Source organism: Ligilactobacillus sp. WC1T17 (assembly GCA_900110005.1).
GTDB lineage: Bacteria > Bacillota > Bacilli > Lactobacillales > Lactobacillaceae > Ligilactobacillus > Ligilactobacillus ruminis_A.
Window position 1 is genome coordinate 1 of sequence record FOCC01000011.1, and the last position, 23,318, is coordinate 23,318.

At 41.4% G+C, this 23,318-nt stretch carries 20 protein-coding genes; 14 read left to right on the plus strand and 6 right to left on the minus strand.

What is annotated here, in order from left to right; all coding sequences use genetic code 11:
- Positions 1 to 580 precede the first annotated feature (580 nt).
- Entirely contained in the window at positions 581 to 1,885 is a 1,305-nt protein-coding gene (locus tag BMX26_RS07330) for an MATE family efflux transporter (RefSeq protein ID WP_075530791.1), read from the minus strand.
- A gap of 266 nt (positions 1,886 to 2,151) precedes the next feature.
- Between BMX26_RS07330 and BMX26_RS07335 the strand changes: the two genes are divergently transcribed.
- The gene (locus BMX26_RS07335) at positions 2,152 to 3,021 is read left to right on the plus strand and encodes an ROK family protein (RefSeq protein WP_075530792.1); all 870 of its coding nucleotides are present in this window, start codon (positions 2,152 to 2,154) and stop codon (positions 3,019 to 3,021) included.
- 522 nt (positions 3,022 to 3,543) lie between these two features.
- Here BMX26_RS07335 and BMX26_RS07340 read toward each other — a convergent pair.
- Positions 3,544 to 5,304: a 1-deoxy-D-xylulose-5-phosphate synthase gene (locus BMX26_RS07340; protein WP_075530793.1), complete on the minus strand. Its 1,761-nt coding sequence runs from the start codon at positions 5,302 to 5,304 to the stop codon at positions 3,544 to 3,546.
- 106 nt (positions 5,305 to 5,410) lie between these two features.
- Here BMX26_RS07340 and BMX26_RS09515 point away from each other — a divergent pair, with 106 nt between their 5' ends.
- Positions 5,411 to 5,524: a hypothetical protein gene (locus BMX26_RS09515; RefSeq protein WP_143454881.1), complete on the plus strand. Its 114-nt coding sequence runs from the start codon at positions 5,411 to 5,413 to the stop codon at positions 5,522 to 5,524.
- A gap of 30 nt (positions 5,525 to 5,554) precedes the next feature.
- On the opposite strand, the gene BMX26_RS07345 is transcribed toward BMX26_RS09515, so the two are convergent.
- A complete protein-coding gene (locus BMX26_RS07345; protein WP_075530794.1) occupies positions 5,555 to 7,975 on the minus strand; it encodes a Xaa-Pro dipeptidyl-peptidase in 2,421 nt (806 codons plus the stop codon).
- A 161-nt stretch (positions 7,976 to 8,136) separates the two neighbouring features.
- Between BMX26_RS07345 and BMX26_RS07350 the strand changes: the two genes are divergently transcribed.
- Positions 8,137 to 9,738: a peptide ABC transporter substrate-binding protein gene (locus tag BMX26_RS07350; protein WP_075530839.1), complete on the plus strand. Its 1,602-nt coding sequence runs from the start codon at positions 8,137 to 8,139 to the stop codon at positions 9,736 to 9,738.
- 103 nt (positions 9,739 to 9,841) lie between these two features.
- Positions 9,842 to 11,239: an amino acid permease gene (locus tag BMX26_RS07355; protein ID WP_075530795.1), complete on the plus strand. Its 1,398-nt coding sequence runs from the start codon at positions 9,842 to 9,844 to the stop codon at positions 11,237 to 11,239.
- Positions 11,240 to 11,274: 35 nt separating this feature from the next.
- Here the strand turns inward: BMX26_RS07355 and BMX26_RS07360 are convergent, their stop codons facing one another.
- Both BMX26_RS07360 and BMX26_RS09625 read right to left on the minus strand, forming a co-directional pair.
- A complete protein-coding gene (locus BMX26_RS07360; protein ID WP_075530796.1) occupies positions 11,275 to 12,444 on the minus strand; it encodes a cation:proton antiporter in 1,170 nt (389 codons plus the stop codon).
- Between the two features lie 104 nt (positions 12,445 to 12,548).
- A complete protein-coding gene (locus BMX26_RS09625; RefSeq protein ID WP_173648006.1) occupies positions 12,549 to 12,716 on the minus strand; it encodes a hypothetical protein in 168 nt (55 codons plus the stop codon).
- A 131-nt stretch (positions 12,717 to 12,847) separates the two neighbouring features.
- On the opposite strand from BMX26_RS09625, the gene BMX26_RS07365 reads away from it, so the two are divergent.
- From BMX26_RS07365 to BMX26_RS07385, 5 genes are all read left to right on the plus strand, one after another.
- Positions 12,848 to 13,399, plus strand: coding sequence for a guanylate kinase (locus tag BMX26_RS07365; protein WP_075530797.1), 552 nt, complete (start codon positions 12,848 to 12,850; stop codon positions 13,397 to 13,399).
- A 39-nt stretch (positions 13,400 to 13,438) separates the two neighbouring features.
- The gene (locus BMX26_RS07370) at positions 13,439 to 13,870 is read left to right on the plus strand and encodes a Fur family transcriptional regulator (protein ID WP_075530798.1); all 432 of its coding nucleotides are present in this window, start codon (positions 13,439 to 13,441) and stop codon (positions 13,868 to 13,870) included.
- Between the two features lie 85 nt (positions 13,871 to 13,955).
- Positions 13,956 to 14,393, plus strand: a complete 438-nt coding sequence (locus tag BMX26_RS07375; RefSeq protein WP_075530799.1) for a hypothetical protein — start codon at positions 13,956 to 13,958, stop codon at positions 14,391 to 14,393.
- Positions 14,394 to 14,395: 2 nt separating this feature from the next.
- Positions 14,396 to 15,223 (plus strand): DUF6681 family protein, encoded by an 828-nt coding sequence (locus tag BMX26_RS07380; protein WP_075530800.1) that lies wholly within the window; start codon positions 14,396 to 14,398, stop codon positions 15,221 to 15,223.
- A 213-nt stretch (positions 15,224 to 15,436) separates the two neighbouring features.
- Entirely contained in the window at positions 15,437 to 15,835 is a 399-nt protein-coding gene (locus BMX26_RS07385) for a GNAT family N-acetyltransferase (RefSeq protein WP_075530801.1), read from the plus strand.
- A 28-nt stretch (positions 15,836 to 15,863) separates the two neighbouring features.
- Here BMX26_RS07385 and hflX read toward each other — a convergent pair whose 3' ends face one another.
- Positions 15,864 to 17,120, minus strand: coding sequence for a GTPase HflX (hflX, locus tag BMX26_RS07390; RefSeq protein WP_075530802.1), 1,257 nt, complete (start codon positions 17,118 to 17,120; stop codon positions 15,864 to 15,866).
- 375 nt (positions 17,121 to 17,495) lie between these two features.
- Here hflX and BMX26_RS07395 point away from each other — a divergent pair, with 375 nt between their 5' ends.
- The 5 genes from BMX26_RS07395 to BMX26_RS07415 all read left to right on the plus strand — a co-directional run bounded on the left by BMX26_RS07395 (position 17,496) and on the right by BMX26_RS07415 (position 23,230).
- Entirely contained in the window at positions 17,496 to 19,124 is a 1,629-nt protein-coding gene (locus BMX26_RS07395) for a peptide ABC transporter substrate-binding protein (RefSeq protein ID WP_075530803.1), read from the plus strand.
- A 122-nt stretch (positions 19,125 to 19,246) separates the two neighbouring features.
- The gene (opp3b, locus tag BMX26_RS07400) at positions 19,247 to 20,176 is read left to right on the plus strand and encodes an oligopeptide ABC transporter permease (RefSeq protein WP_075530804.1); all 930 of its coding nucleotides are present in this window, start codon (positions 19,247 to 19,249) and stop codon (positions 20,174 to 20,176) included.
- Between the two features lie 4 nt (positions 20,177 to 20,180).
- Positions 20,181 to 21,206, plus strand: coding sequence for an ABC transporter permease (locus BMX26_RS07405; RefSeq protein ID WP_075530805.1), 1,026 nt, complete (start codon positions 20,181 to 20,183; stop codon positions 21,204 to 21,206).
- 9 nt (positions 21,207 to 21,215) lie between these two features.
- Positions 21,216 to 22,259: an ABC transporter ATP-binding protein gene (locus BMX26_RS07410; protein ID WP_075530806.1), complete on the plus strand. Its 1,044-nt coding sequence runs from the start codon at positions 21,216 to 21,218 to the stop codon at positions 22,257 to 22,259.
- Positions 22,260 to 22,279: 20 nt separating this feature from the next.
- Positions 22,280 to 23,230 (plus strand): ABC transporter ATP-binding protein, encoded by a 951-nt coding sequence (locus tag BMX26_RS07415; RefSeq protein WP_075530807.1) that lies wholly within the window; start codon positions 22,280 to 22,282, stop codon positions 23,228 to 23,230.
- Positions 23,231 to 23,318 lie beyond the last annotated feature (88 nt).

A 23,318-nucleotide genomic window follows, 5' to 3' on the forward strand; every position in this document is an offset into this window, starting at 1 on the left:
GGTTTTGGTCGCATACGCCTACGTCTAAGCTGTGTCCGCTTGGAATCGTACCGATTCCCGCGCTACCACGAGCTTAGTCTACCGGCGTATAACCGCTCGCCAAAGCACCCTGATTTAGTCGGGCTTTGGCTCGCATAAGGCTAAATCTAAGCACAAACGTCTTGGGGTCTTGCAGACCCACTGCGCCGTTTCCAGCTTATCTTACGCCTTATGACCGCTCCCAAAAGCACCCTGGAGTAGTTGGGCTTTTAGTCGCATGGGCTTAGTGACAAGGAACTACTCCTCGGGGGCTTAACAGCCCCGCTTCGTCGCAGTCCAGCTTGTCATACAGCCCATAACCGCTCCAAAAAGCACCCTGGTTTAGTCGGGCTTTTAGTCGCATGGGCTTAGTGACAAGGAACTACTCCTCGGGGGCTTAACAGCCCCGCTTCGTCGCAGTCCAGCTTGTCATCAGCCCATAACCGCTCCCAAAAGCACCCTTTTTTAGTTGGGCTTTTCTTGGCAAGCTCCTAGAGCTAAGACCCTTAACCCTTGGGGCTTTACAGCCCACGGCGGGTTCAGGGCACTTAGCTTACGAAGCCTAAACGCTCAGTTTTGCACCCTTTTTTAGCAACATAATAAATCCTAACAGACAAGTGAGGGCTTCGGCAAGGGGGCTGGCGAGCCAAACACCGTTAAGACCTAAGAAATGCGGTAAAAGCATGAGACAGATAAAAATCAAGACGTATCCGCGCAGAATTGCCAGCAAAAATGCCGTTTGGGCTTGATCAATAGCGGCTAAAGACATATTGATGACAAGATTTTGGCTGGCAAATAAACTGGAAATAAAGTACAGCGGAATACCGGCACAGGCAATTTTTAGCAAGGCGGCGGAATGTTCTTGGTTAAAGAGGGTTACAATCGGATATCGGAAGATGATTAATCCTAGATAGGCTAAGACAGCTAAGGCAAGACTGATTTTTAAGCCAAAGAAAATGACAGATTTAGCATTGGCGAAGTTTTTTTGTCCATATTCACGGCTGGCCAAAGGTTGCACGCCTAAAGCTACCCCGTTGGAAAGAGCTAAGGTCATAATGGCAATATTAGAGATAACTCCATAAGCAGCAATGGCCGTATCACCTGAAATTTTTAGCAACACAATATTAAACAAGAAAATCATCACACCGGTACTAAGCTCGGTTAAACAAGACGGGAAGCCTAATTTAAATGATTTGACGATGATATCCAGCTTAGGTTTTGTCCAAAAAAGTTTTAACTTGCGCCCTTTAAAATGACGGTGGCGGCTTAAAACCAAAAGGCTGGTGATTGGAGATACGAAGGTTGCTATGGCAGCACCTTCAATTTTTAACCCGCACACAAAGATTAAAAAGGCATCCGCTAAGATAACGCAAAAAGTTTCCGTTAAAGAAGCCTGCATTGTCAAGCGCGGGTTGGCATCATTACGAATGAAATTAATGCAGATGTAGTTGCAGATAAAAAAAGGTGCCGTACAAATCACAATCCGGTAGTAGATATTGGCTAAAGACCAGGTTTTTGCTGTCGCACCCAAAAGAGTTAAAATTTGCGGGGCAAAAAGGGTGCCTAAACAGGCAATCGTCAGTCCAATGATAAGTCCGGTAAGCAAGAGCTGGGAAAATAACTTTTCCACTTTTTGCGGATGCCTGATTTTATTCATGGAATAAAGTGAACTGCCGCCAATGCCAAACATGATGCCAATGGCATTGGAAAGGTTGAACACGGGGAGGACAATATTTAAAGCAGCCAATCCCATGGATCCTGAAGCAATTGAAATAAATAAAGCATCAATGATGACGTAAGCTGATAGACCTAAAGAAGCAAAGATATTACGGATAATATAATTACCGGCTTCTTTTGTAATTGACATAATTTCACCTCACATAAGCTTTTATCTGTAAATTATAGAAGTAAAATTTTAAACTAACAAGAAAAGTTATTAAAAATATGAAAAAAATGTTGTCATATGATAAACGATAAGCATATAATATAAGGTACGATGAAATCGTAACCAAAAGTTGATGATTGGCGAAAATTTCATGATGAATTTAGACGTAATTAAAAGAGCTTTACCAGCAAATATGTCAAACGTTTAGCACATTAAGCTCTTGAACAAAAGACAAATGGAGGATCACTATGTCTGAACTTTATGGTGCAATTGAAGCTGGCGGTACAAAATTTGTGTGCGCAGTCAGCGACAAAGAAATGAATATCTTGAAGCGGGTTAAAATTCCAACCACGGTTCCTGAAGAAACAATGGCTGAAGTTTTCAAGTTCTTTGATGAAAACCCAGTATGTGCAATGGGGATTGGATCTTTTGGCCCAATCGATGTTAACAAAAAATCCAAGACTTACGGCTATATCACCACTACACCTAAGAAGGGGTGGGCTAACTACAACTTTTTAGGTGAAATGAAGAAGCACTACGATATTCCTTATGTTTGGACCACAGACGTTAATGTAGCTGCTTATGGCGAACTGAAATTAGGTGCTGCTAAGAACAATGAGAGCTGCGTTTATTTGACAGTTGGTACTGGTATGGGCGGCGGTGCCGTTGTTAACGGCAAAGTCTTAGAAGGGTTCGGCCACCCTGAAATGGGGCACATTACCATGCGCCGTCATCCGGATGACAAGTACGAAGGCTACTGCATTTATCACAAAGACTGCCTTGAAGGGTTAACATGCGGACCTGCTGTTGAGGCTCGTGCCGGCGGTGTTAAGGCTTATGACATTCCTAAGGATGCTAAGGATTGGGAAATTGAAGCTTACTACTTAGCCCAAGCTTGCATGGCTTACACATTGATTTTGTCACCAGAAAAGATTATCTTTGGTGGCGGTGTTTCCAAGCAAGAACAACTCTTCCCAATGATCCGCAAGTCATTTGCAGAACAAATGAATGGTTATGTTAAGACACCAGATCTTGATGACTACATCGTGCACGTTGAATTAGGCGACGATGCCGGAATCACTGGCTGCTTACTTTTAGCCATCAATGCTGCTAGATAAACCAGGGTGCTTTGGCGAGCGGTCATACGCCGGTAGACTAAGCTCGTGGTAGCGCGGGAATCGGTACGATTCCAAGCGGACACAGCTTAGACGTAGGCGTATGCGAGTCAAAGCCCGACTAAACCAGGGTGCTTTTTGGAGCGGTTATGGGCTGTATGACAAGCTGGACTGCGATGAAGCGGGGCTGTTAAGCCCCCGAGGAGTAGTTCCTTGTCACTAAGCCCATGCGACTAAAAGCCCGACTAAAAAAGGGTGCTTTGGCGAGCGATCATAAGGCGTACTACATCAGGGTGCAAAACTGAGTGCCTATGAGCCGTACGCTAAGCTTGGCCTGATGGCGACGCGAGGGGTTTGTCCCCTCCTAGCCTTCAGGTCCTTAGCGCTAGGCTCATGCGACCAAAAGCCCGACTACATCAGGGTGCAAAACTGAGCGCTTAAGCTTCAAAGGTGCACTTCACCTTTGGAGAAATTTTATCTACAAATAAAAAAAGAGCAGGCTTTAAGCCTGCTCTTTTTTTGCTGTTAAAGTTTAGCTAAAACGTGGTTGACAATGTTGTCAACAGTGATACCTTCTTTTTCAAGCAATTCGCTTGCATTATAGCGATCATGGAAGGCTTTAGATAAACCGTATGTTTGGACAGCTAAATCTTTGTTTCCAAGGTAGGAAGCAACCATTTGGCCATAGCCGCCTTCTAAGACACCGTCTTCTAAAGTTACTACAACGTCGTGGTTTGTTTCTAAGCTGTCCAGAAGTTCAGTATCCAAGCCGGTGACGAACTTAGGATTTACTAAAGTTGCTTTGATGCCATGTTCTTTTTCAAGCTTGTCAGCAACCTGCTTTGCCAAGTGGTAGAAGTTGCCCAATCCAAACAAAGCAACCTTGGAACCTTTTTGGGTGACCTGGTTCTTGTTTAAGACAGAGTAGTCGGTAGTGTCTGCTACGCCGGTTTCAACCAGCGGACCTACTGGAACCCGGATAGCTGCTGGGTGGTCTTGTTGTTCGATGGCCCAGTTGGTCATGGACAAAAGTTCTTCCTTGTTGGTTGGAGCCAGGTAAACCACGTTTGGAATGTGGGCTAAGAATGGAATATCGAAGAAGCCGATGTGGCTTTCGTCGTTCATCCCGTTAACTGAGGCCATGTATACCAAGATTGTACCCGGCAGGTCGTTTAAGGCCAGGTCATGGGATACTTGGTCATAAGCTCTTTGCAGGAAGGTGGAGTAGACGGTGAAGACCGGCTTTGCGCCGCCTTTAGCTAAACCAGCAGTCATGGTAACAGCTTCTTGTTCAGCAATACCAACGTCAACAAATTGCTTAGGAAACTTGGCTCTTTGTTCTGGAGTCAGCAGGATCATTGGTGTCCCGGCTGTGACTTCGACGACAGTTGGGTCTTTTTCCATCTTGTCCAGCATAAAATCAGTTAAAACAGAGCTGTATGTTGGCTTTGTCGGGTCGCCGAATTGAACGTATTCACCGGTCTTGGGATTGTAAGGACCACCGGCGTGGAAAGCTTCATGATTTTCTTCAGCTGGTTTGAAGCCATGGCCTTTATCAGTGTGGATATGAAGCAATACCTGGTGGTCGGCATCTTTGACTTCGTTGAAGAGGGCGATTAACTTATCTAAGTCATTACCATCATCTAAGTAGTGGTATTCATAACCCATAGCTTTGAATAAGTTGTCAGGAGCCTCTCCGTTTGATTCACGTAAGGACTGCAAAGCAGTGTAAAGGCCGCGCTGAGGGTTAGGTGCGATGGATTGGTCATTATCATTTAAAATAACAATAGCTTGTGTGTTGACGTTGGCGATTTCATCCAAGCCTTCAAAAGCAAGGCCGCCAGACATGGAACCATCACCAATGACAGCAATCACACGATAGTCTTCGCCTTTGACGTCTCTAGCTTTCATTAAACCAGAAGCCAAGGCTAAAGAAGTTGAAGTATGTCCGACTGAGAATAAGTCATATTCGCTTTCCTTAGGGTTGGTGTAGCCGGAAACATCATCGTAGTGAGCAGGATTTAAGAAGGCTTGAGCGCGCCCTGTTAACATCTTGTGAACGTATGATTGGTGGGAAACGTCGTAGACAATTTTGTCCTTGGGAGTATCGAAGACATCGTGCAGGGCGACTGTCATTTCAACGACCCCGAAGTTAGGGCCATTGTGGCCGCCGTGCTGGCTGGTTTTTTGCAGGAGAGCTTGGCGGGCTTCATCAACAAGGGTGTGAAGTTCTGCATTTGAGAGTTTTTTGACATCAGCAGATGAAGTGATTTTTTCTAAAAGCATGTGGTTGCCTCCTTTTCTTAATTCGCATCTATTGTAAAACCTAAACCTTACTTTAGGTCAAATAAAAAGACTTTTTTAACAAGCTAATCAACTAGGGGGCGATCCTATTTTACAGGTGCAAGAGACCGTTTATTTAGAAGATGGACGCGCTTTAGAGTATACGATTGAACGTCACCCTTACGACCAAGGAAATGCGTATACCTTAATTGAGCAACACTAAAAAAGACCTAGCGGATGCTAGGTCTTTTTATTATTTAGCATAAAAACTTAAACTTGAATGCTTGCAATCAATGGTATACTTGAGGTCTTCATTGCCACGAACAGTCATGCCCATATCTGTGGCGTAGATGACTAAACCTAACTTATGGCCGGCTTTTAAGACGTAGCGCATTGGCTGTAAGTCTAGAGATAGGTGCACAAATTCATTTGGTTTAAGATCGTCAGCCTGATATAAATTAGTACGGTTTTGTAAATTCAAATGGCCTTTAGTAATCATCTTAAACGGTGTTTGTGAAGCCAATTTAAATTCCATCAAATCGTCATTACGCCAGTGGAAGCCACAGTCTAAAGCCTTGCGGGCTAAGGTTGCCGGTACCGGTGCCAAGCGCTTATCCAAACCATAATCAACCACCATAAAACTCAGCATGCCGTGATCGTTATCGACGGCGACATCAAGATCTAAATGCGGTGTGCCTTCTAAGGTTAAGGCTTGAGCTAAGGCCTTGCTTTGCCAAATTAACCGGTTGGAAGCTAAAACAGTATCTGAACTAAGCAGGTCAGCTTGCCATTTAGCCGTGTCTTTGGTATAGGCCTCAAAAAGATGTTTAGGTAAAACATCGCCGAAAGTGAGTTTTTGATCGTCTTTCTTGCATTGTCCTTCCTTGAGTTTGCCGCAAGGGCGTAAACCTAAAGTGTAGTTTTTGGCATCTTTTTCTACCCAGTCAGCTTGTGTTACCCAGGTCGATTCTTGGGTGTTATCTTGGACTAAGACGTCTGGGAGAATATTTTTAGCTCCGTTATCTAAGCCGTAAAGTTTATAGGAGAGCCACAGGTTCATCATTTCGCTAAAATCAAGGGATTGGAAATTATTAATGTAGATGTGCTGTCCCTGGTGCAAAATCAGCTTAGTAGTGGTAGGCAGTGATTTTAAAGCTTGGTAGAATTGGTAGACGTTTCGTAATTTAACATTCCAATCATTTAAACCATGGACTAAGATGGCATCACACTTGACGTTTTGGACATCATTTAGATAATTGCGTGCATCCCAAAAGGTGTTGTAGCTGCCGGAAGTACGGTCTTGACCTTGGGTTATTTGGTTCAAATGGCTGTTCCATGCCTGCTTGATTTTTAAAAAGGAACCGGCATTTTGGCGCCGGCTGAAGCAATCTTCAGCTAAAACATCAGCATCTTCACCGGGAAAACCGCCAGGAGCAATGACTAAGCCGCCGTCCCGGTAGTAGTCATACCAGCTGGAAATGGCAGCTTCGGCAATAATGGTTTCTAACCCCTTGACCCCAGTGGTAGCACAGGCTTGGGCTAATGTTCCCAGATAAGATTTGCCGGTCATGGCAACTTTGCCATTGGACCACCAAGCCTTGATTTCAACGCCGCTGGTACGGTCGGTGAAAGCTTTGCGGTCACCATGAAGCCATTCAATAATAGCGGTGGCGGATAGGGTTTCTTCTTTGCTGCCGCAGGTTCTAAAGCCGTCAGAATCAAGGGTGCCGATGCCGGCGGCATAGACAGCGGCAAAACCGCGGGCCAAGAAGTAATCATTTAACGTATAAGAAAATTCACGGCCAAAAGTTTCGCTGGCTTCTTTAGCGGAATCAACGGGTGTTATTTTTTTAACTTCCGGTTTTTTAAAGACGGGCGCTTTGATGTCATCGTAAGTTAAATGGTTAGGCTCTTTACGGGTCAATTTGATATTAACATCATGGGTTAAAGCTTCCACGTCGCTGTCATTTGTGCCTTGATTATAAGGGCTGGCCGTGTAAACCACTGGGACTTTAAGGCCGTTTTCGGTATCTTTAGGCCGGATAATTTCAGTCTTTAACAGATCAGCCTTGCCGTCGCCGTCAGAATCAAGGTCGGATTCAACATAAACAACTTCATAGATTAATTGATTAGTATCAATGACAGGTTGGGCCTTGCCATTAAAGAAGAGCGGCTTTTTTTCAGCCGGCAGGTCATAAAAAGGAGTGAAAAAGCCTAAGTTGGCTAAGCGGTCCAAGAAGATTTGGCCGTTTTTGGTTCTAGTGTTCAATAAAAGATAAAAGGCTTTGAGTAAATCTTTTTGGTCATTTAACTTCTTTTTATGGGTTAAATTGTATTTATCCATAGCTTCCAGCGGGTGATTCAAGGAAAAATCACAGCCAACTTCAAAGCCCAACAATTGCATGCCGACAGCATAAAAGACGTCTAGGGTGAGCGGCTCTGTCTGCAAAAATTCAACGATAGTTAAAGCAGAAGTGGCAGCTAATTGATGAAATTTTTCATCTTTGGCAGCAGCCGTTTTAGCTTGCGGGAAGCATTTTTTTAACAGGTCTGCAAATAGTTGGTTTAGATTAGTTTTTTGCCAGGAAGCATCATCAATAAACCCGAGGCTGGCGAGTTCTTTTTGCTGGATGGCAAACGGTGTTTTGACAATAGAGAATTGATTGAATTTCATACTTAACCCCCTGATTAAAATATTTTAACCTTATTATAACGCATTTAATCAGGCAAGGCATTGATTGAATTGCATTTATTAAAAAAGGAGGGTACAATGGACGGGAAAGGTTGTTATTAAAGGGAAGTAAACGTTTTCTTGAAATGGGGTGTGTTGTGTTGATGAAACATAAAATCGGCTTTTTAGGGATGAGTTTAGTTGTGGATTTACTGCTTTCAGGATGTACACAAGCTCAACAGGCTAAAAAAATTTCACATCATCAAGTGGTTAAACTCGCTATCAGGGATAGAGCGGTTACGTTAGATACAGCTAAGTTAGAAGATGCTAACGGTTCGCAAATTGCGCAAAATGTCTATGAGGGATTATATCGTTTGGACAAAGCAGGTTATTTAGTTTTAGCCGGAGCTAAGAGTGAAGAAAAATCCAGTGACAAAAGGGTTTTGACCTATCATTTGAAAAAGAACCATTGGTCTAATGGGGATTTGGTGACGGCAAAAGATTATGTAATTGCATGGCAGAGAGCTGTTAACAAAACGAGTGGAAACAGTTGGAATAGTCTCAAAATCTTGCAAAATGCCAGTGCTGTACACTCTGGGCTTCTGCCACTAAGTTCCTTAGGGGTTAAGGCATTAGATGATTTGACTCTGCAAGTCACGTTGGTAAAACCTGTTTCATATTATCAGCAAGTTTTTACTAGTACCGTTGCCATGCCGCAAAATTACCGGCTGGTACAGCGATATGGTACTAAATACGGGACCAAAGCCGAGTACACGGCTTTTAACGGTCCCTTCAAACTCAACCACTGGACGCCCCAAGCTAAACAATGGACTTTGGTTAAGAACCAAAATTATTGGGGACACAAAAGTGTTAAATTAAAGAAAGCCAAATATTACACCGATGAAAAGACGGCTAATGTGGTCAAAGATTTTAAAAAAGGCAAGTATGACTATGTGCGCGTGGGCACTTTATATAACAGCCGCTACAAAAAAGATGCGGATTTCCACGAACATCTGATACCGCAAATTATCGTGCTGAATTTTAATCCGCAAAGAAAAGTTACGGCTAATCGTCATTTTAGACTGGCTGTAACATATGCCCTAGACCGCCGGCAGCTGGTCAAAAAGCAGCTTAAAAGCGGTCAAGCTTTGTATGGCTTGATTCCGCAAAATTATTCTTATAATTTGTCCAATGACTTATGTTTTAGAAAAGAGTATGGCAATTTGGTCGGCTACAAGCCCAAACTAGCGCGTAAATACTTGAAGTTAGCGCAGCAAGAATTGGGGCAAAAGAAAATTACCTTAACGATGCTGGCTACGAATACTAGCGAAAGTCAATTGGTGGCTCAAAAAGTCGCTAAGCAACTCAAGCAAGTACTGCCTGATGTGACTTTAAAGGTTAAGGCTGTTTCTTTAGCGCAAAAAATTAAACAAGCGGATGCTTACCAATATGATATGGTCTACCTGTCATGGCAGCCGGATTTTGTCGATTTATCCAGCTTCTTTAATTATGGCGGGATGCTTCATTTAAGCGATTATCAGAATCAAACTTATTGGCAGCTGGTAGAGCAGGTGCAGACGATGCAGGCCAGCGCTAAATGCCGGCAAATGTATGCTAAGGCTGAAAAAATTCTGATTGCACAAGATGCTTTTGTGGTACCGGTATTCCAGTCGACAGAAGGCTACTTTATCACTAAAGGGGTTAAAGGTATCACCTTTTCACCATATGCGACCACGTATTATTTGAGATATGTAGATGCTAAGTAAAAGCAGCGGATAAGACCGCTGCTTTTTTTATTTTCTCATTGACATTTAATGTTGTTTTTAGTAATATTAGTAGCTGTATTTTACTGATTATGGGAGTGATTGAATGGGCTTAAGAGAGCGGGTTTTAAAAAAAGAAAGTCTTAAACGATACTTGGATTCTGATAAACTGCTCGTCAAGCAGTTAACGGCCGGTGATTTGATTGCCATGGGTATTGGGGCGGTTATCGGTACAGGTATCTTCATTTTACCGGGGACAGTGGCAGCAATGTATAGCGGACCTGCCATTGTTTTTTCATTTATTTTGGCAGCAGTGGTCTGCTCGCTAGCGGCTATGTGTTACGCCGAATTTGCTTCAGCGCTGCCGATTGCCGGTTCGGCATATTCTTTTGGCAATGTAGTCTTTGGTGAAATTATCGGCTGGCTCCTTGGATGGGCGTTGATTTTGGAGTATATTTTAGCAGTTGCTGCGGTATCAACGGGTTTTTCCGCCTACACCGCTTCACTGCTCAAAGGCTTTAACATAACGCTGCCCCGTGCTGTTAGCGGACCCTTTAATCCCAGCCAGGGGACCTATATCAACCTGGTGGCGATTTTGATTGTTTTATTTATCGCCTATATTTTGAACCGCGGGGTTAAATCATCGATGACTTTAAATAAAGTGATGGTTTTGGTTAAAATTTTAGTGATTGTTTTATTTGTCGTGGTAGGATTATTTTACGTTAAACCAGCTAATTGGCATCCTTTTATGCCTTTTGGTGCTAAAGGTGTCGTGACCGGTGCGGCTCAGGTGTTTTTTGCTTATTTAGGTTTTGATGTGGTTGCTGCTTCAGCCGCTGAAGTTAAAAATCCGGCTAAAAACATGCCCAGAGGGATTATCGGTACTTTGATTATTTGTACTGTCCTTTATATTTTAGTAGCCGCTGTATTGACGGGCATGACAGCTTATACTAAATTGGATGTGGCTAACCCGGTGGCCTATGCTTTTCAATTGGCGGGTCAGGATTGGTTTGCCGGGTTATTGTCTGTTGGTGCTTTAGCAGGGATGTTTACCATGATGGTATCGATGATTTTCAGTTCCTCACGTTTGATTTATTCGATTGGACGTGATGGACTATTGCCGCAGTTTTTGGGTGTTGTCGACACTACAACGCGGGTGCCGAAACATAGTATGCTAGCCGTTACGGTGGTCGTAGCTTTGCTTGGGGGCTTTGTTTCTTTAGATCAATTGACCAGTTTGGTTAATATCGGGACTTTACTAGCCTTTACCTTTATTTCTTTAGGGATTATCCCTTTGCGCAAGCGGCAGGATATTCCTAATCACGATGGGTTTAAAGTGCCGTTTTATCCAATTTTGCCCCTGATTTCAGCGGCCTGCTGTGTTGGCATGCTGTTTCAGTTGTCGCTTGAAACGTGGATTGCTTCTGTCCTCTGGTTTTTAATCGGCTTAATTATTTATTTTGCTTATGGCATTAGGCATAGTAAATTGAATCAAAAAGCTTAAAAAAAGCGCAAAGTTTTCAGCTTTGCGCTTTTTTTTTAAGCGGCACTTTTTTTAGAAAGTACAGCATATTTTAACAAAAACGGGGCGATAATAGTGGTTAAAATAATAACAATGATAACGCCTGAATAGTACTTAGCCGATAAAAGACCGGCTTCATAACCGATTTGGGCAATAATCAAAGCCATTTCTCCCCGTGAGACCATGCCGGCGCCGATAATATTGGCAGATTTGAAATCCATTTTTAAAAGTTTGGCTCCCAAGCCGCAACCTAAATGTTTGGTTAACAGGGCCAAGATGGTCAAAGGAATAATAAAAATCAGATCGGATAAGAAACCTTTGAAAGTCATGTTAAGTCCGATGCTGACAAAAAACATCGGGATGAAAACCGCGTATCCGATTGGTTCAATATTGGAATCAACTTCTTTTTTATAAGGGGTTTGGGCAATAGCAACCCCGGCAAAAAAGGCACCAACGACATCACTTAGACCAGCCGCTTCAGCCAAGTAAGCCATACCCATGCAGATGAAGACGGACATCAAGGTCACCGCAGCCGAGATAGACAATTTTTCGGCTAATTTCATCAGCATTGGAGCGATGAAGCGGAAGAGGAGGTAGATAAAGACAAAGTAGATGACCTGGAAGACAAATGATAGCCAAATGTTGCTTTGTACCTGGCCGCCTGCTTTTTGTGCCACGTCGCTAAAGAGGCTGACCAAGACACTTAAGATGATGACCGCTAAAATATCATCGATAACAGCCGCTCCTAAAATAGTAGTACCTTCTTTAGAGTCTAAGAAATGCAGTTCTTTTAAAACTTCAACAGAGATTGAGACTGATGTAGCCGCAAAAGTAACCCCTAAAAAGATGGCTTTTTCGTTGGTGAAATTAAACCAGCGGCCAAACAGGTAAATCACTAAGGCCGGCAGGATGACCCCGCTGATGGCCACAGAAAAGGCTGGTTTCAAATATTTTTTAAGTAAGGCTAAATCACTTTCCAAACCGGCGATAAACATTAAAATGATAACGCCGATTTCAGAGAAAATATGCACAAAAGAAGTATTGGTGACCCAGCCCAAAACGGCCGGACCTAAAATGATACCACAGACCAATTCACCGATAACGGCCGGCATGCCCAAACGCCGGCTAAAATGGCCCATAAAAGCTGTGGTGATTAGAACTAAACTTAAAGTTCCTAAATAAGACATAATGCTCTTCCTTTCTATAACAAACAGCCATAAATGCTATTTTAATTATATCGAGGCCATATTAGCTTAGCAAATAAAAAAGGCCGCCCAAGGCAGCCTTCAAATTAATATTTGATATTTTTATCAAGCTTAGACAGATTATAAAGTGCGTCTTGAATAGTAATGCCGGAAGCTTCAAATTCAGGGTTATCATTTGAGCGGGCAATAAAAAGTTGTGATTTTGTGTCTAATGCGATTGAATAATTTGTTTTAGAAAATTGACCAAATTTCATAATTTGCCCTCCATTCATAGTAAAATTAAGTTAGTTTGAGTTTAAAATGTATTCGTTTTCAACTCAATGAATATAGTATACAATATTAAAGCGTTTTACGCAATTTTTTTGCATAAATAGGAGGAGAAAATTTGGACAACAAGGTAATTGTTTTATGTGGTGCACCAGGCACCGGTAAGACGACGGTTCGCAATTATTTAGTTGAAAAATTAGGCTATAGCTTGATTTTGACCCACACTACCAGACCAAAACGAGCCGGCGAAGAAGATGGAGTAGATTATTTTTTTGAAGATCAGACCACTTTTTTTAAACGGCACTATTTTGAATATGTAAAATATGATGATTATTTTTATGGTTCTTCCAAAGAAGGATTGGACAAAGCCTTTGAAAAAAGTTCCTTAGCAGTTATTATTTTAGATACCAAGGGGGCTTTGACTTATCTTAAAGCTATGCCGAAGCAAACGGAAATTATCTATTTGACAGTCAAAGATGAAGCCGTTCAGCGCCAAAGAATGCAAAAAAGAGGCGATCAGCCCGCCTTGATTAAAAAGCGTCTGGCATCTAAAGAAGCTAAAAGAGATCAAGTTATGCAGGATTTGCCGCATGTCTGGCGACTTGAAAATGATGATTGGGGTCAAACACAAGAAAAACTTAAAGACTTAACGGCAAAATGGCGTTCGTAATATGGTATAATCGTAATTATTACGATTAGGAGTGAGATAATGATTGATCAGGCGTTGCAGCTTTTAAAGAGCCACAACTATAAAGTGACTAAGCAGCGAAAAGCACTATTAGAATACTTGAGTCAGCATAGCGATAGTTTTTTAAGCGTTACATCCGTTGATGCATACATGCGCACGCTTTTTCCAGGTATGAGCCATGATACAATTTATCGCAATATTAGGGAATTTGAAGAGATTGGTATTTTAGAAAAGAAGAATCGGCAAGGCGGAGCCAGCGTCAAATATCAATGTGATTTTGATAACTTCCACCACCACCATTTTATCTGTCAAAAATGCGGACGGGTGTATGAAGTTAAGCTGGATTTAAGCCAAATCATCAACGACCAGCTGTCTGGCTTTGAAATTACCGACCACCGCTTTGAACTATACGGCATCTGTGCCCAATGCAAACAGCAAAGCGCATCAAAATAAATCAAAATTTAATTATTTCAATGAAAATTTAAAGGAAAAATGTAGTAGGATTATCAAAGAATATTATTAGAAACGAGGAATTAAAATGGCACAAAGAACGGCGCCGCTGTTGACACCATTTGCTATTATGTCAATTGTTTTAGCCCTAGGTGCAACGAATGTGGCCGTAAATACAGTTACCCACACATCAGAAGGCAAGGCGAAAGTTTCATCAGTTTCATCATCGTCATCAGCGGTGATGTCATCTGTCAGCTCTTCATCTTCCAGCCATAAAGAAAGGCCAAAAGATGAAAGCCATGAATCATCAATGGAAGACCAAAATCAATCTTCAGCTGAAAGTGCAACGCAAGATTCAACGCAGCAAGATACAACGCAAGACACGACGAATCAAACGACCACCGACACAACATCCAGTTCGTCATCAGCAACCCAAACTTCATCTTCAACGAATGAAGCTTCAAGTTCAAATACAGCCAGTTCGGCCAGCACAGACACGTCGACGACTACGAATGGAGGTAATTAGAGATGTTTAGTTTACTCAGCTTGATTAACGGCTATATCGGCTACTTCAGCATGAATGCCAAGTTAAAAGGCCAAATTTACACAATTTTAGGTGGAATTGGCAATTTTTACCTGCTGTATGTTGCTTACCGTTTCTTTGCCAATGGCTACTATTTAAGAGGGACCTTATACATTTTAGCCTTCTTAGTGTTGCTGTATTTTGCTTACCTGAATGCTTTATATTATTTCACTAAAGATAAGCAGTCAAAGTACGATATTACCCCTAAAATTGAAAAATTATTGGGCATCACCCCCAAAGATCCGGCAGCTGAAGCACAAAAAAAGCAAAAGAATCCGTTGGGCTTTGTACAAACGAACGGTATTTACACAGATGCTGATTTATTACCGTCAACGTTGACTTTTACGGCGGAACAAAAAGAGCATTTAGCAGCTTTAGCGCAAAAATTAGTAGCGATAGGATATTTAACAGCCGATTATGGCGGTTTATCTGATAAAGATATGTTAAACAGCAGTTCGCAAACGAAGTTTTATGTTTTAGCAGCGCCTAAAGCCTTGCCATATTTTGAATTAGTAACGCAAAATGAGCAGCTGTTTATTTATGGCGGGGTTAATGAAATGGAAAAACAGCCGCTGGCTCAGGTTAAAACGGTGGGCCTTTTAGATGTTAAGGAAGCTTTAAAGAAATACCGGTTATCGTTAGCGACGGTGTTAATTGCTAAAGGGCCTTATAAGATAGCTGGACGGTCAAATATGATTGAAAAGAAGGCTCCTTATGAACTGGAAGTGCAGATTGCTTATCAAGATTTAGAGGCAGATAAAGCAGCACAGTAAACCAGTGCAAAAATTAAGTAAGGAAAAGCAGGTGTCAAAAGCCTGCTTTTTTTAATGATTGCTATTTGTATCAAATATTTTTCTAAAAAAAATCACATGCAAGCAAAGATAATCATGAAAAATTGTTGAAAAAAAGGCTTTTTTAAAATATAATAAGTTTGTATATTTTATAATCTTTTTTTAATCAATACGATGTTTAGGGGGCGGATTTTAATGGAGCTGATTGTTAATCCAAAGTTGAATCGAAATGATATCCTTAGGCTATATCAAAAATGTGGGCTTGAATTAAATGTTTCGGGGCTCGAACATTTGCGCAAGGGGTTAAAAAAATCATATGTGCTTGCCGCTTATGAAGAAGGCCGACTAATCGGATTGGTGAGGGCTTTAAGCGATTATGCCACTTTGGTATATGTGAAAGATTTGCTCATCTTGCCCGAATATCAGAATCAACGGGTTGCCAAGAATTTAATGCAGCATTTACTCGATTATTTTGGAACGGTTGAACAGGTAGTTGTGGCTATTAAAAATGATAATGGGAGTTTAGATGAATTTTTACGCTATTTGAATTTTAGAGAAAGCGATGCTAAAGTCTATCTGATTGACCGACGCTAAAAAAAGCCAGCTTTAAGCTGGCTTTTTTTTATGCTTCGAGAACGAAACGCTCAAGTTTTTGGTATAGGCTTGGTGAAACTTCGGCCGAAATCAAGGTGCCTTCTGCGTCGTAATCGATTTTTAAAACGTGACCTTTAACATTTAATTCGTCTAAGACTTTGCCTTGATTGAAAGGAATTTTGAAGACAGCTTTTTTTTGGTCAGCGAAGAGTTTTTGCTTGATCAGTTCAACTAATTTGGCAATGGAAGCTTCATCTCTGGCTGAGTAGGTAATTTGGTCGCCGATGATTTCGGGAAAGACGAGCTCGGTTTTGTCCGCCTTATTGAAGGCGTAAATCATCGGAATATCATTAACGCCGATTTCTTTTAAGGTATCTTCTGTCGTTTTAATCATATCTGGATAGTTAGGATCGGATACGTCGACGACCTGCACGAGCAAATCAGCTAAAGCAGCTTCTTTTAAGGTGGTTTTGAAAGCTTGGACCAGCTGGTGTGGCAGGTGAGACACAAAACCAACGGTATCGCTGACTAAAAAATCGCGGTGGTCTTTAAAGTTTAGCCGTCTAACTGAAGTATCCAAGGTGGCAAAAAGCATATCTTTTTCAAAGACTTGTTTTTGATCATCTTGCTGGCATAAAGCCAAGAGACCATTTAAAGTTGTTGATTTGCCGGCATTGGTGTATCCGACCAAGGCGACTGATTTGAGGCTGCTTTTAGCTCTTTGTTTGCGGGTGAGTTCTTGTTTAGCTTCAATTTCTTTGAGTTCTTTTTTCAAAAAACTGATTTTTTTGCCGATAACCCGGCGGTCTTTTTCTAATTGGGTTTCACCAGCACCGCGACTGTTGAAACTACCGCCGCCACCAGTTTGCTGGTCGAGTTTAACGTTGTTATCGGTATGAAGCCGGGGGAGCCGAACCCGTAATTGGGCAATTTGGACTTGAATCTTGGCTTCTTTAGACTGGGCTCTGGAAGCAAAAATCTGCAAAATAAGTTCAGTCCGGTCAATCACATCGAGATTGGTAATTTGGTGCAGGTTGCGAATTTGAATCGGTGTTAATTCATCGTTGATAATCAAGATAGAAGCTGCATTGGCAAGGGCCAGACGGCTTATTTCTTCGGCTTTACCTTTGCCGATATAAGTGGCAGCAATTGGTTTATCTAATTTTTGGGTTACGCGGCTTGATACGTCCAGGTTGCAGGCATGTGCCAAGTTTTCCAACTCGTCCATAGTGTATAAAAAATCCGCTTGACCGAAATCAGCGCCGCAAATAATAGCTTTTGTCATTAAAATTCCCTTCTTTCATAATAAAGGTAACTATATTATAACATTTGCCTTTTTAACCGTTAATAATTTGGAATAGTAATTAAAATTAATTGATAATCTTTAAGGTAAGAAACGAAAAAAAGAAGAAACCTTAGTAAAAATTTGACCTTTTTCTTAAATAATTCAAAAAGATTTGTAGTGGAAAAATGTGTAAAAAGTCATTAAGATTAATATTTAAAAAACGCTGATATGCGGGCGTTTCAAGGATTTACTACGAAAAAAAACAGATTAAATTAGATTAAGTGCTTGATTTTAATACGCTTTTCATATAAAATTTAAATAACTGTTAAAAGACATTTTAAAAATTTCCTGACATTATTAAGGAGTTGTTAAGTTATGAAATTAGTTAAAGTAGCAGCTTCGGGTGCTATTGTTGCTCTTTGCGCCTTAACTTTAGGTGCATGTGGATCAAAATCCAGCAGCAGCACATCTAAGCAAGTTTTGAATTGGAACGAAACAGCTGAACTTCCTACAATGGACCTTTCAACTGCAACGGATACAGTTAGTTTTGATATGTTGAACAACACCATGGAAGGTCTTTATCGTTTGGGTAAGAATTCTAAGATCGAACCAGGTTTGGCAACCAAGACTAAGGTTTCATCCGACGGTTTAACTTATACCTTTACTTTGCGCAAAGGTGCTAAGTGGTCCAACGGGGACAAGGTTACTGCTAAGGACTTTGTTTACTCATGGCGTCGTACTTTGAATCCGAAGACAAATTCGCAATATGCTTATTTGTTTGAAGGTGTGAAGAACGCAACTGACATCATGAATGGCAAGAAGAGTCCTGAAACAGCCGGAATCAAGGCCGTGGGCGATTACAAATTGGTTGTAACTTTAGATCGTCAAATCCCATATTTAAAGCTTTTAATGGGCTTTCCAGTCTTCTTCCCACAAAACCAAAAGGTTGTTGAAAAGTACGGTTCTAAGTATGGTACAGCTTCCAAGTACATGGTTTACGATGGCCCATTCCAAATGACCGGCTGGACTGGTACAAACCTCAAGTGGACTTTGAAGAAGAATACCAACTATTGGGATAAGAAGAATGTTAAGCTTTCAGCTATTAACTACAAAGTTAATAAGACAACAACAACATCTTACAACTTATACCAATCAGGCAAACTTGATGCAACAAGTTTGAGTGCTGAACAAGCTAAGCAACTTAAGGGTCAAACAGGCTACACGATTCGCAAAGCTGCTTCAACTTTCTACTTCCAATACAATCAAAAAAATGCTGCTTTCAAGAACAAGAAGATTCGTCAAGCCTTGTCAATGGTTGTTAACCGTGAACAATTCGTTAAGAAAGTTTTAGGTGACGGTTCTGTTCCTTCTAAAGGCCTTGTATCTATGGGTCTTGCAAGCCGCAATGGTGAAGATTTTGCCACAGCAGCTTACCAAAAGAATGGCGTAACTTACAACTTGTCCGAAGCTAAGAAACTTTGGAACGAAGGTTTGAAAGAACTTGGTAAGACTAGTCTTGAATTCACACTTTTGAGTGATGATACTGATAAAGCTAAGAATACCACAGCATTTATCCAAAGTGCCATCGAATCCAACTTGAAGGGTTCAAAAATTAACGTTTCTAACGTGCCATTTAAGACTCGTTTAGCTCGGACAACTTCTGGCGACTTCGACGTGGTTATTTCAGCTTGGGGTGCTGACTTCTCAGATCCTATCTCCTTCTTGGACTTGTTCACATCTGACAACTCCTATAACGCCGGAAAATGGTCAAATGCACAATATGATAAGTTGATTGCAGCTTCTAAGACAACAGATGCTGGCGATACTGCTAAGCGTTGGAATGACTTAGTGAGCGCAGAAAAGATCTTGATGAATGATCAAGGTGTTGCTCCATTGTATCAACAAGCAACCGCTTGGATGATTAAGCCAAAAGTTAAAGGTGTAATTTACAACTCTGCTGGTGCAAACTACAACTTTAAGAATGCTTACATCTCAGGTAATTAATTAGTTAGTAACTGCTGATTGGGGAAAGGTAATTTGGACTTTCCCCAATTAGTTTATCTTTAGACATTTTTCTAAAAGCTTTTTAGGCTTTTAAATCGCAAAAGAATGTGAGAGGGATTGTTATGAAAAAATACCTAGCAAAAAGGGTTTTCTATATGGTACTCACATTATTCCTGGTGGCAACGATTACCTTCTTCTTAATGAAGTTGATGCCAGGGACACCATATTCAAACCAAGAAAAAATGACTCCAGAACAGATTAGTATCATGAACAAGCAATACTGCTTGGATAAACCTGTTTGGATGCAATATTTAATTTATTTAGTTGGCATGCTTCATGGCGACATGGGGACATCATTCCAATTTAGCAACCAGCCGGTTTCCTATTTGATTGCAACCCGTTTAGGCGCTTCAGCTCAATTAGGTATTCAAGCTATGATCTTTGGGGTATTCTTCGGGATTATCTTAGGTTCAATTGCTGCTATTAACCGTAATACTTGGGTTGATACTTTAGTTACTGTTTTATCAATCATCGGTAAATCAGTGCCTAACTTCGTTTTGGCTGTTTTGCTGCAATACTATATCGCACTTAAACTTGGCATTTTACCGATTGCTGATTGGGGTGGCTTTTCATATACAATCCTCCCAACCATCGCTTTAGGTGTTGGGCCTTTGGCTGAAACCGCCCGTTTCATCAGAACAGGGATGGTTGATGTGTTGAACTCTGATTATATTGAACTTGCCCGTGCTAAAGGTTTGAGCAAGTTCCAAGTTGTTTACCATCACGCTTTGCGCAACAGTTTGATTCCATTGGTTACCTTGATTGGACCATATACGGTTGCCTTGATGACTGGTTCCATGGTTATTGAAAATATCTTCTCAATTCCTGGGATTGGTGAACAATTTGTTAAGTCAATCACGACTAACGACTACCCAACTATCATGGGTGTTACCATGTTATTCTCAGCTGGTTTGGTAGCTGTTATCTTACTGACTGATATTATTTACGGTATTATTGACCCACGTATTCGTCTTGCAGGAAATGGGGATTAAGAGTATGGAAGAGAATTTAAAAGTAACATCAGAAGATTTTCAAGCTTTACCAAAAGAAGAAGAGCTTGATGCCGAAAAAATTGCGGCTCCATCTTTAACCTTTACACAAGATGCATGGCGCCGTTTGAAGAAGAATAAAGGTGCGGTTGTTTCTTTAATCATTATTGTGATTATGATGGTGGTGGCTTTTGGCTCAACACCATTTATCAACCACTCAGAATTGGTAAAATCAGCACCGCAATATGCCAACTTGCCAGCGAAGATTCCTGGCGTTAACATCAACGGCCTTAATGGTAAATTAAAGCAAGGCGGTGTTTGGGTTGACCAATATAAGGCTAACAACGTACCTGATGGTAAGTATTTTGTCTTAGGGACCGACTACTTAGGCCACTCCTTAGCTCAACGCATCATTTATGGTACGAAGATTTCTTTGATTGTTGCCGTAGTTGCCACCTTCTTTGATTTGACAATTGGGGTTTCGTATGGGATTATTTCTGGCTGGAAGGGCGGAATGGTTGATAATGTTATGCAGCGTATCATTGAAATCATTTCTTCCATTCCTAGTTTGGTTATTGTTGTTTTAATGCTCTTGGTCTTCAAGCCAGGTATGACCTCTATTATCTGTGCGATTGCGATTTCCAGTTGGACCACGATGGCGCGGATGATACGTGCGGAAACCCTGCAGCTGAAGAGTCAAGAATATGTTTTAGCTGCCCGGACTTTAGGGGAATCACCAGTTAAGATTGCCATTAAGCATTTGGTGCCAAACCTTTCAAGTATCATCATTATCCAAACGATGTACACTATTCCAAGTGCCATCTTCTTCGAAGCCTTCCTTAGTTTCATCGGGATTGGTATTTCTGCTCCTGAAACATCACTTGGGGTACTCCTTAATGATGGTCAAAAGAACTTCCAATTTTTGCCATACCAAATGTGGTATCCGGCAATCGTCCTTTGTGTATTGATGATTTCCTTCAACCTTTTGGGTGATGGTCTTCGCGATGCATTTGATCCAAAGACAAGAAGGTAGGTAGTTAAGATGGGCGAAAGAATTTTAGATGTTAAAAACCTTAAAATCAATTTCCACACCTACGCTGGCGATGTTAAAGCTATCCGTGATGTTAGTTTTCACTTGGATAAAGGTGAAACTTTGGCCATTGTGGGTGAATCTGGTTCTGGTAAATCAGTTACAACTAAAAGTTTGATGGGCTTATTGGCTAATAACGCTGAAGTTGTGGGCGGAGAGATTTTATATCATGGTGATGATTTGCTGAAAAAATCTGAAAAAGATATGCAGGGTATTCGTGGCAAGGACATTGCGATGATTTTCCAAGATCCAATGACGTCACTTGACCCTACAATGAAGATTGGCCAGCAAATTGCGGAACCATTAATGATTCATAAGCATGTTGAAAAGAAAAAGGCTTGGACACAAGCACTTGAAATTATGAAATTAGTTGGGATTGCCAACGCCGAAGAACGGATTAATGATTATCCGCACCAATTCTCTGGTGGTCAGCGCCAAAGAATTGTGATTGCGATTGCTTTAGTATGCTATCCTGAAATTTTGATTGCTGATGAACCAACTACTGCTTTAGACGTTACGATTCAGGCACAAATTTTGGATTTGATGAAAGAATTACAACAAAAAATTGAAACTTCCATCATTTTCATCACCCATGATTTAGGGGTAGTTGCCGGGATGGCAGACCGTGTGGCTGTTATGTATGCAGGCCAAATCATTGAATATGGTACTGTGGATGAAATTTTCTACAATCCAAAACATCCATACACTTGGGGACTTTTGAACTCCATGCCAACACTCTCAAGTACTAAGCTTGAAGCTATTCCAGGGACACCTCCTGACTTGCTTGATCCGCCAAAGGGTGATCCATTTGCAGCTCGTAACCCATATGCAATGAAGATTGACGCTGAAAAGAAGCCGCCTTTCTTCAAAGTCTCAGATACACACTATGCTGCAACTTGGCTCTTGCATCCAGACGCACCAAAGATTACACCGCCTGATGAAATCGTGCGGCGCCAAGCAATTTGGCAAAAAATGCAAGCTAAGGCTAACAAGTAACAAGGAAGGAAGAAAACCGTATGCCAGAACAAAGAAAAAAATTGCTCGAAGTTAAGCACTTAAAACAATACTTCGGCTCAGGCAAAGATATGGTCAAAGCCGTTGATGACATTACCTTTGACATCTACGAAGGCGAAACCTTTGGACTTGTTGGCGAATCAGGTTCAGGTAAGACAACAACTGGTCGGAGTGTGATTCACCTTTATGAACCAACTGATGGTCAAATCATTTTTGATGGCAAGGATGTCAGCAAGTTAAAGACCAAAGAAGATAAGCTCAAATTCTGCCGTGATATGCAAATGATTTTCCAAGATCCATATGCATCATTGAATCCGCGGATGACAGTTGAAGACATTATTGCTGAAGGTCTTGATATCCACGGCTTGGCTTCATCAAAAGAAGATCGGCGCCAAAAAGTGGAAGACTTGCTTGAAACGGTTGGTTTGAACCGTGATCATGCTAGTCGTTATCCGCACGAATTTTCCGGTGGCCAGCGTCAACGTATCGGGATTGCGCGTGCTTTAGCGGTTGAACCACGGTTCATTATCGCTGACGAACCAATCTCTGCTTTGGACGTTTCCATCCAAGCTCAAGTTGTCAACTTGCTTAAGGAATTGCAAGAAGAAAAAGGCTTGACCTACCTCTTCATTGCCCATGACCTTTCCATGGTTAAGTATATTTCTGACCGCATTGGGGTTATGCACTTTGGCCGTTTGCTTGAAGTTGGACCAGCTGATGATGTTTATACAAAGCCATTGCATGATTACACAGCTAGTTTGATTTCAGCGGTTCCTGTACCAGATCCTGAATTTGAACGTAACCGCAAGCAAATTATCTACGATGCCTCAGTTGAAAAAGACGTCGAAGGTAAGCCAGCTAAATTACGGGAAATCACCCCGGGACATTTTGTGCGTTGCCGTGAAGACGAAGTCGAAATGTATCAAAAGCGGGCTGCTGAATACGAAAAATAAGTTAAAAAAGTCTCCTTTCGAGGAGGCTTTTTTTGTTAACAGGATAATTCTTAAATGACGTATACTAAAAATAAGGTAGGTGGAAAAG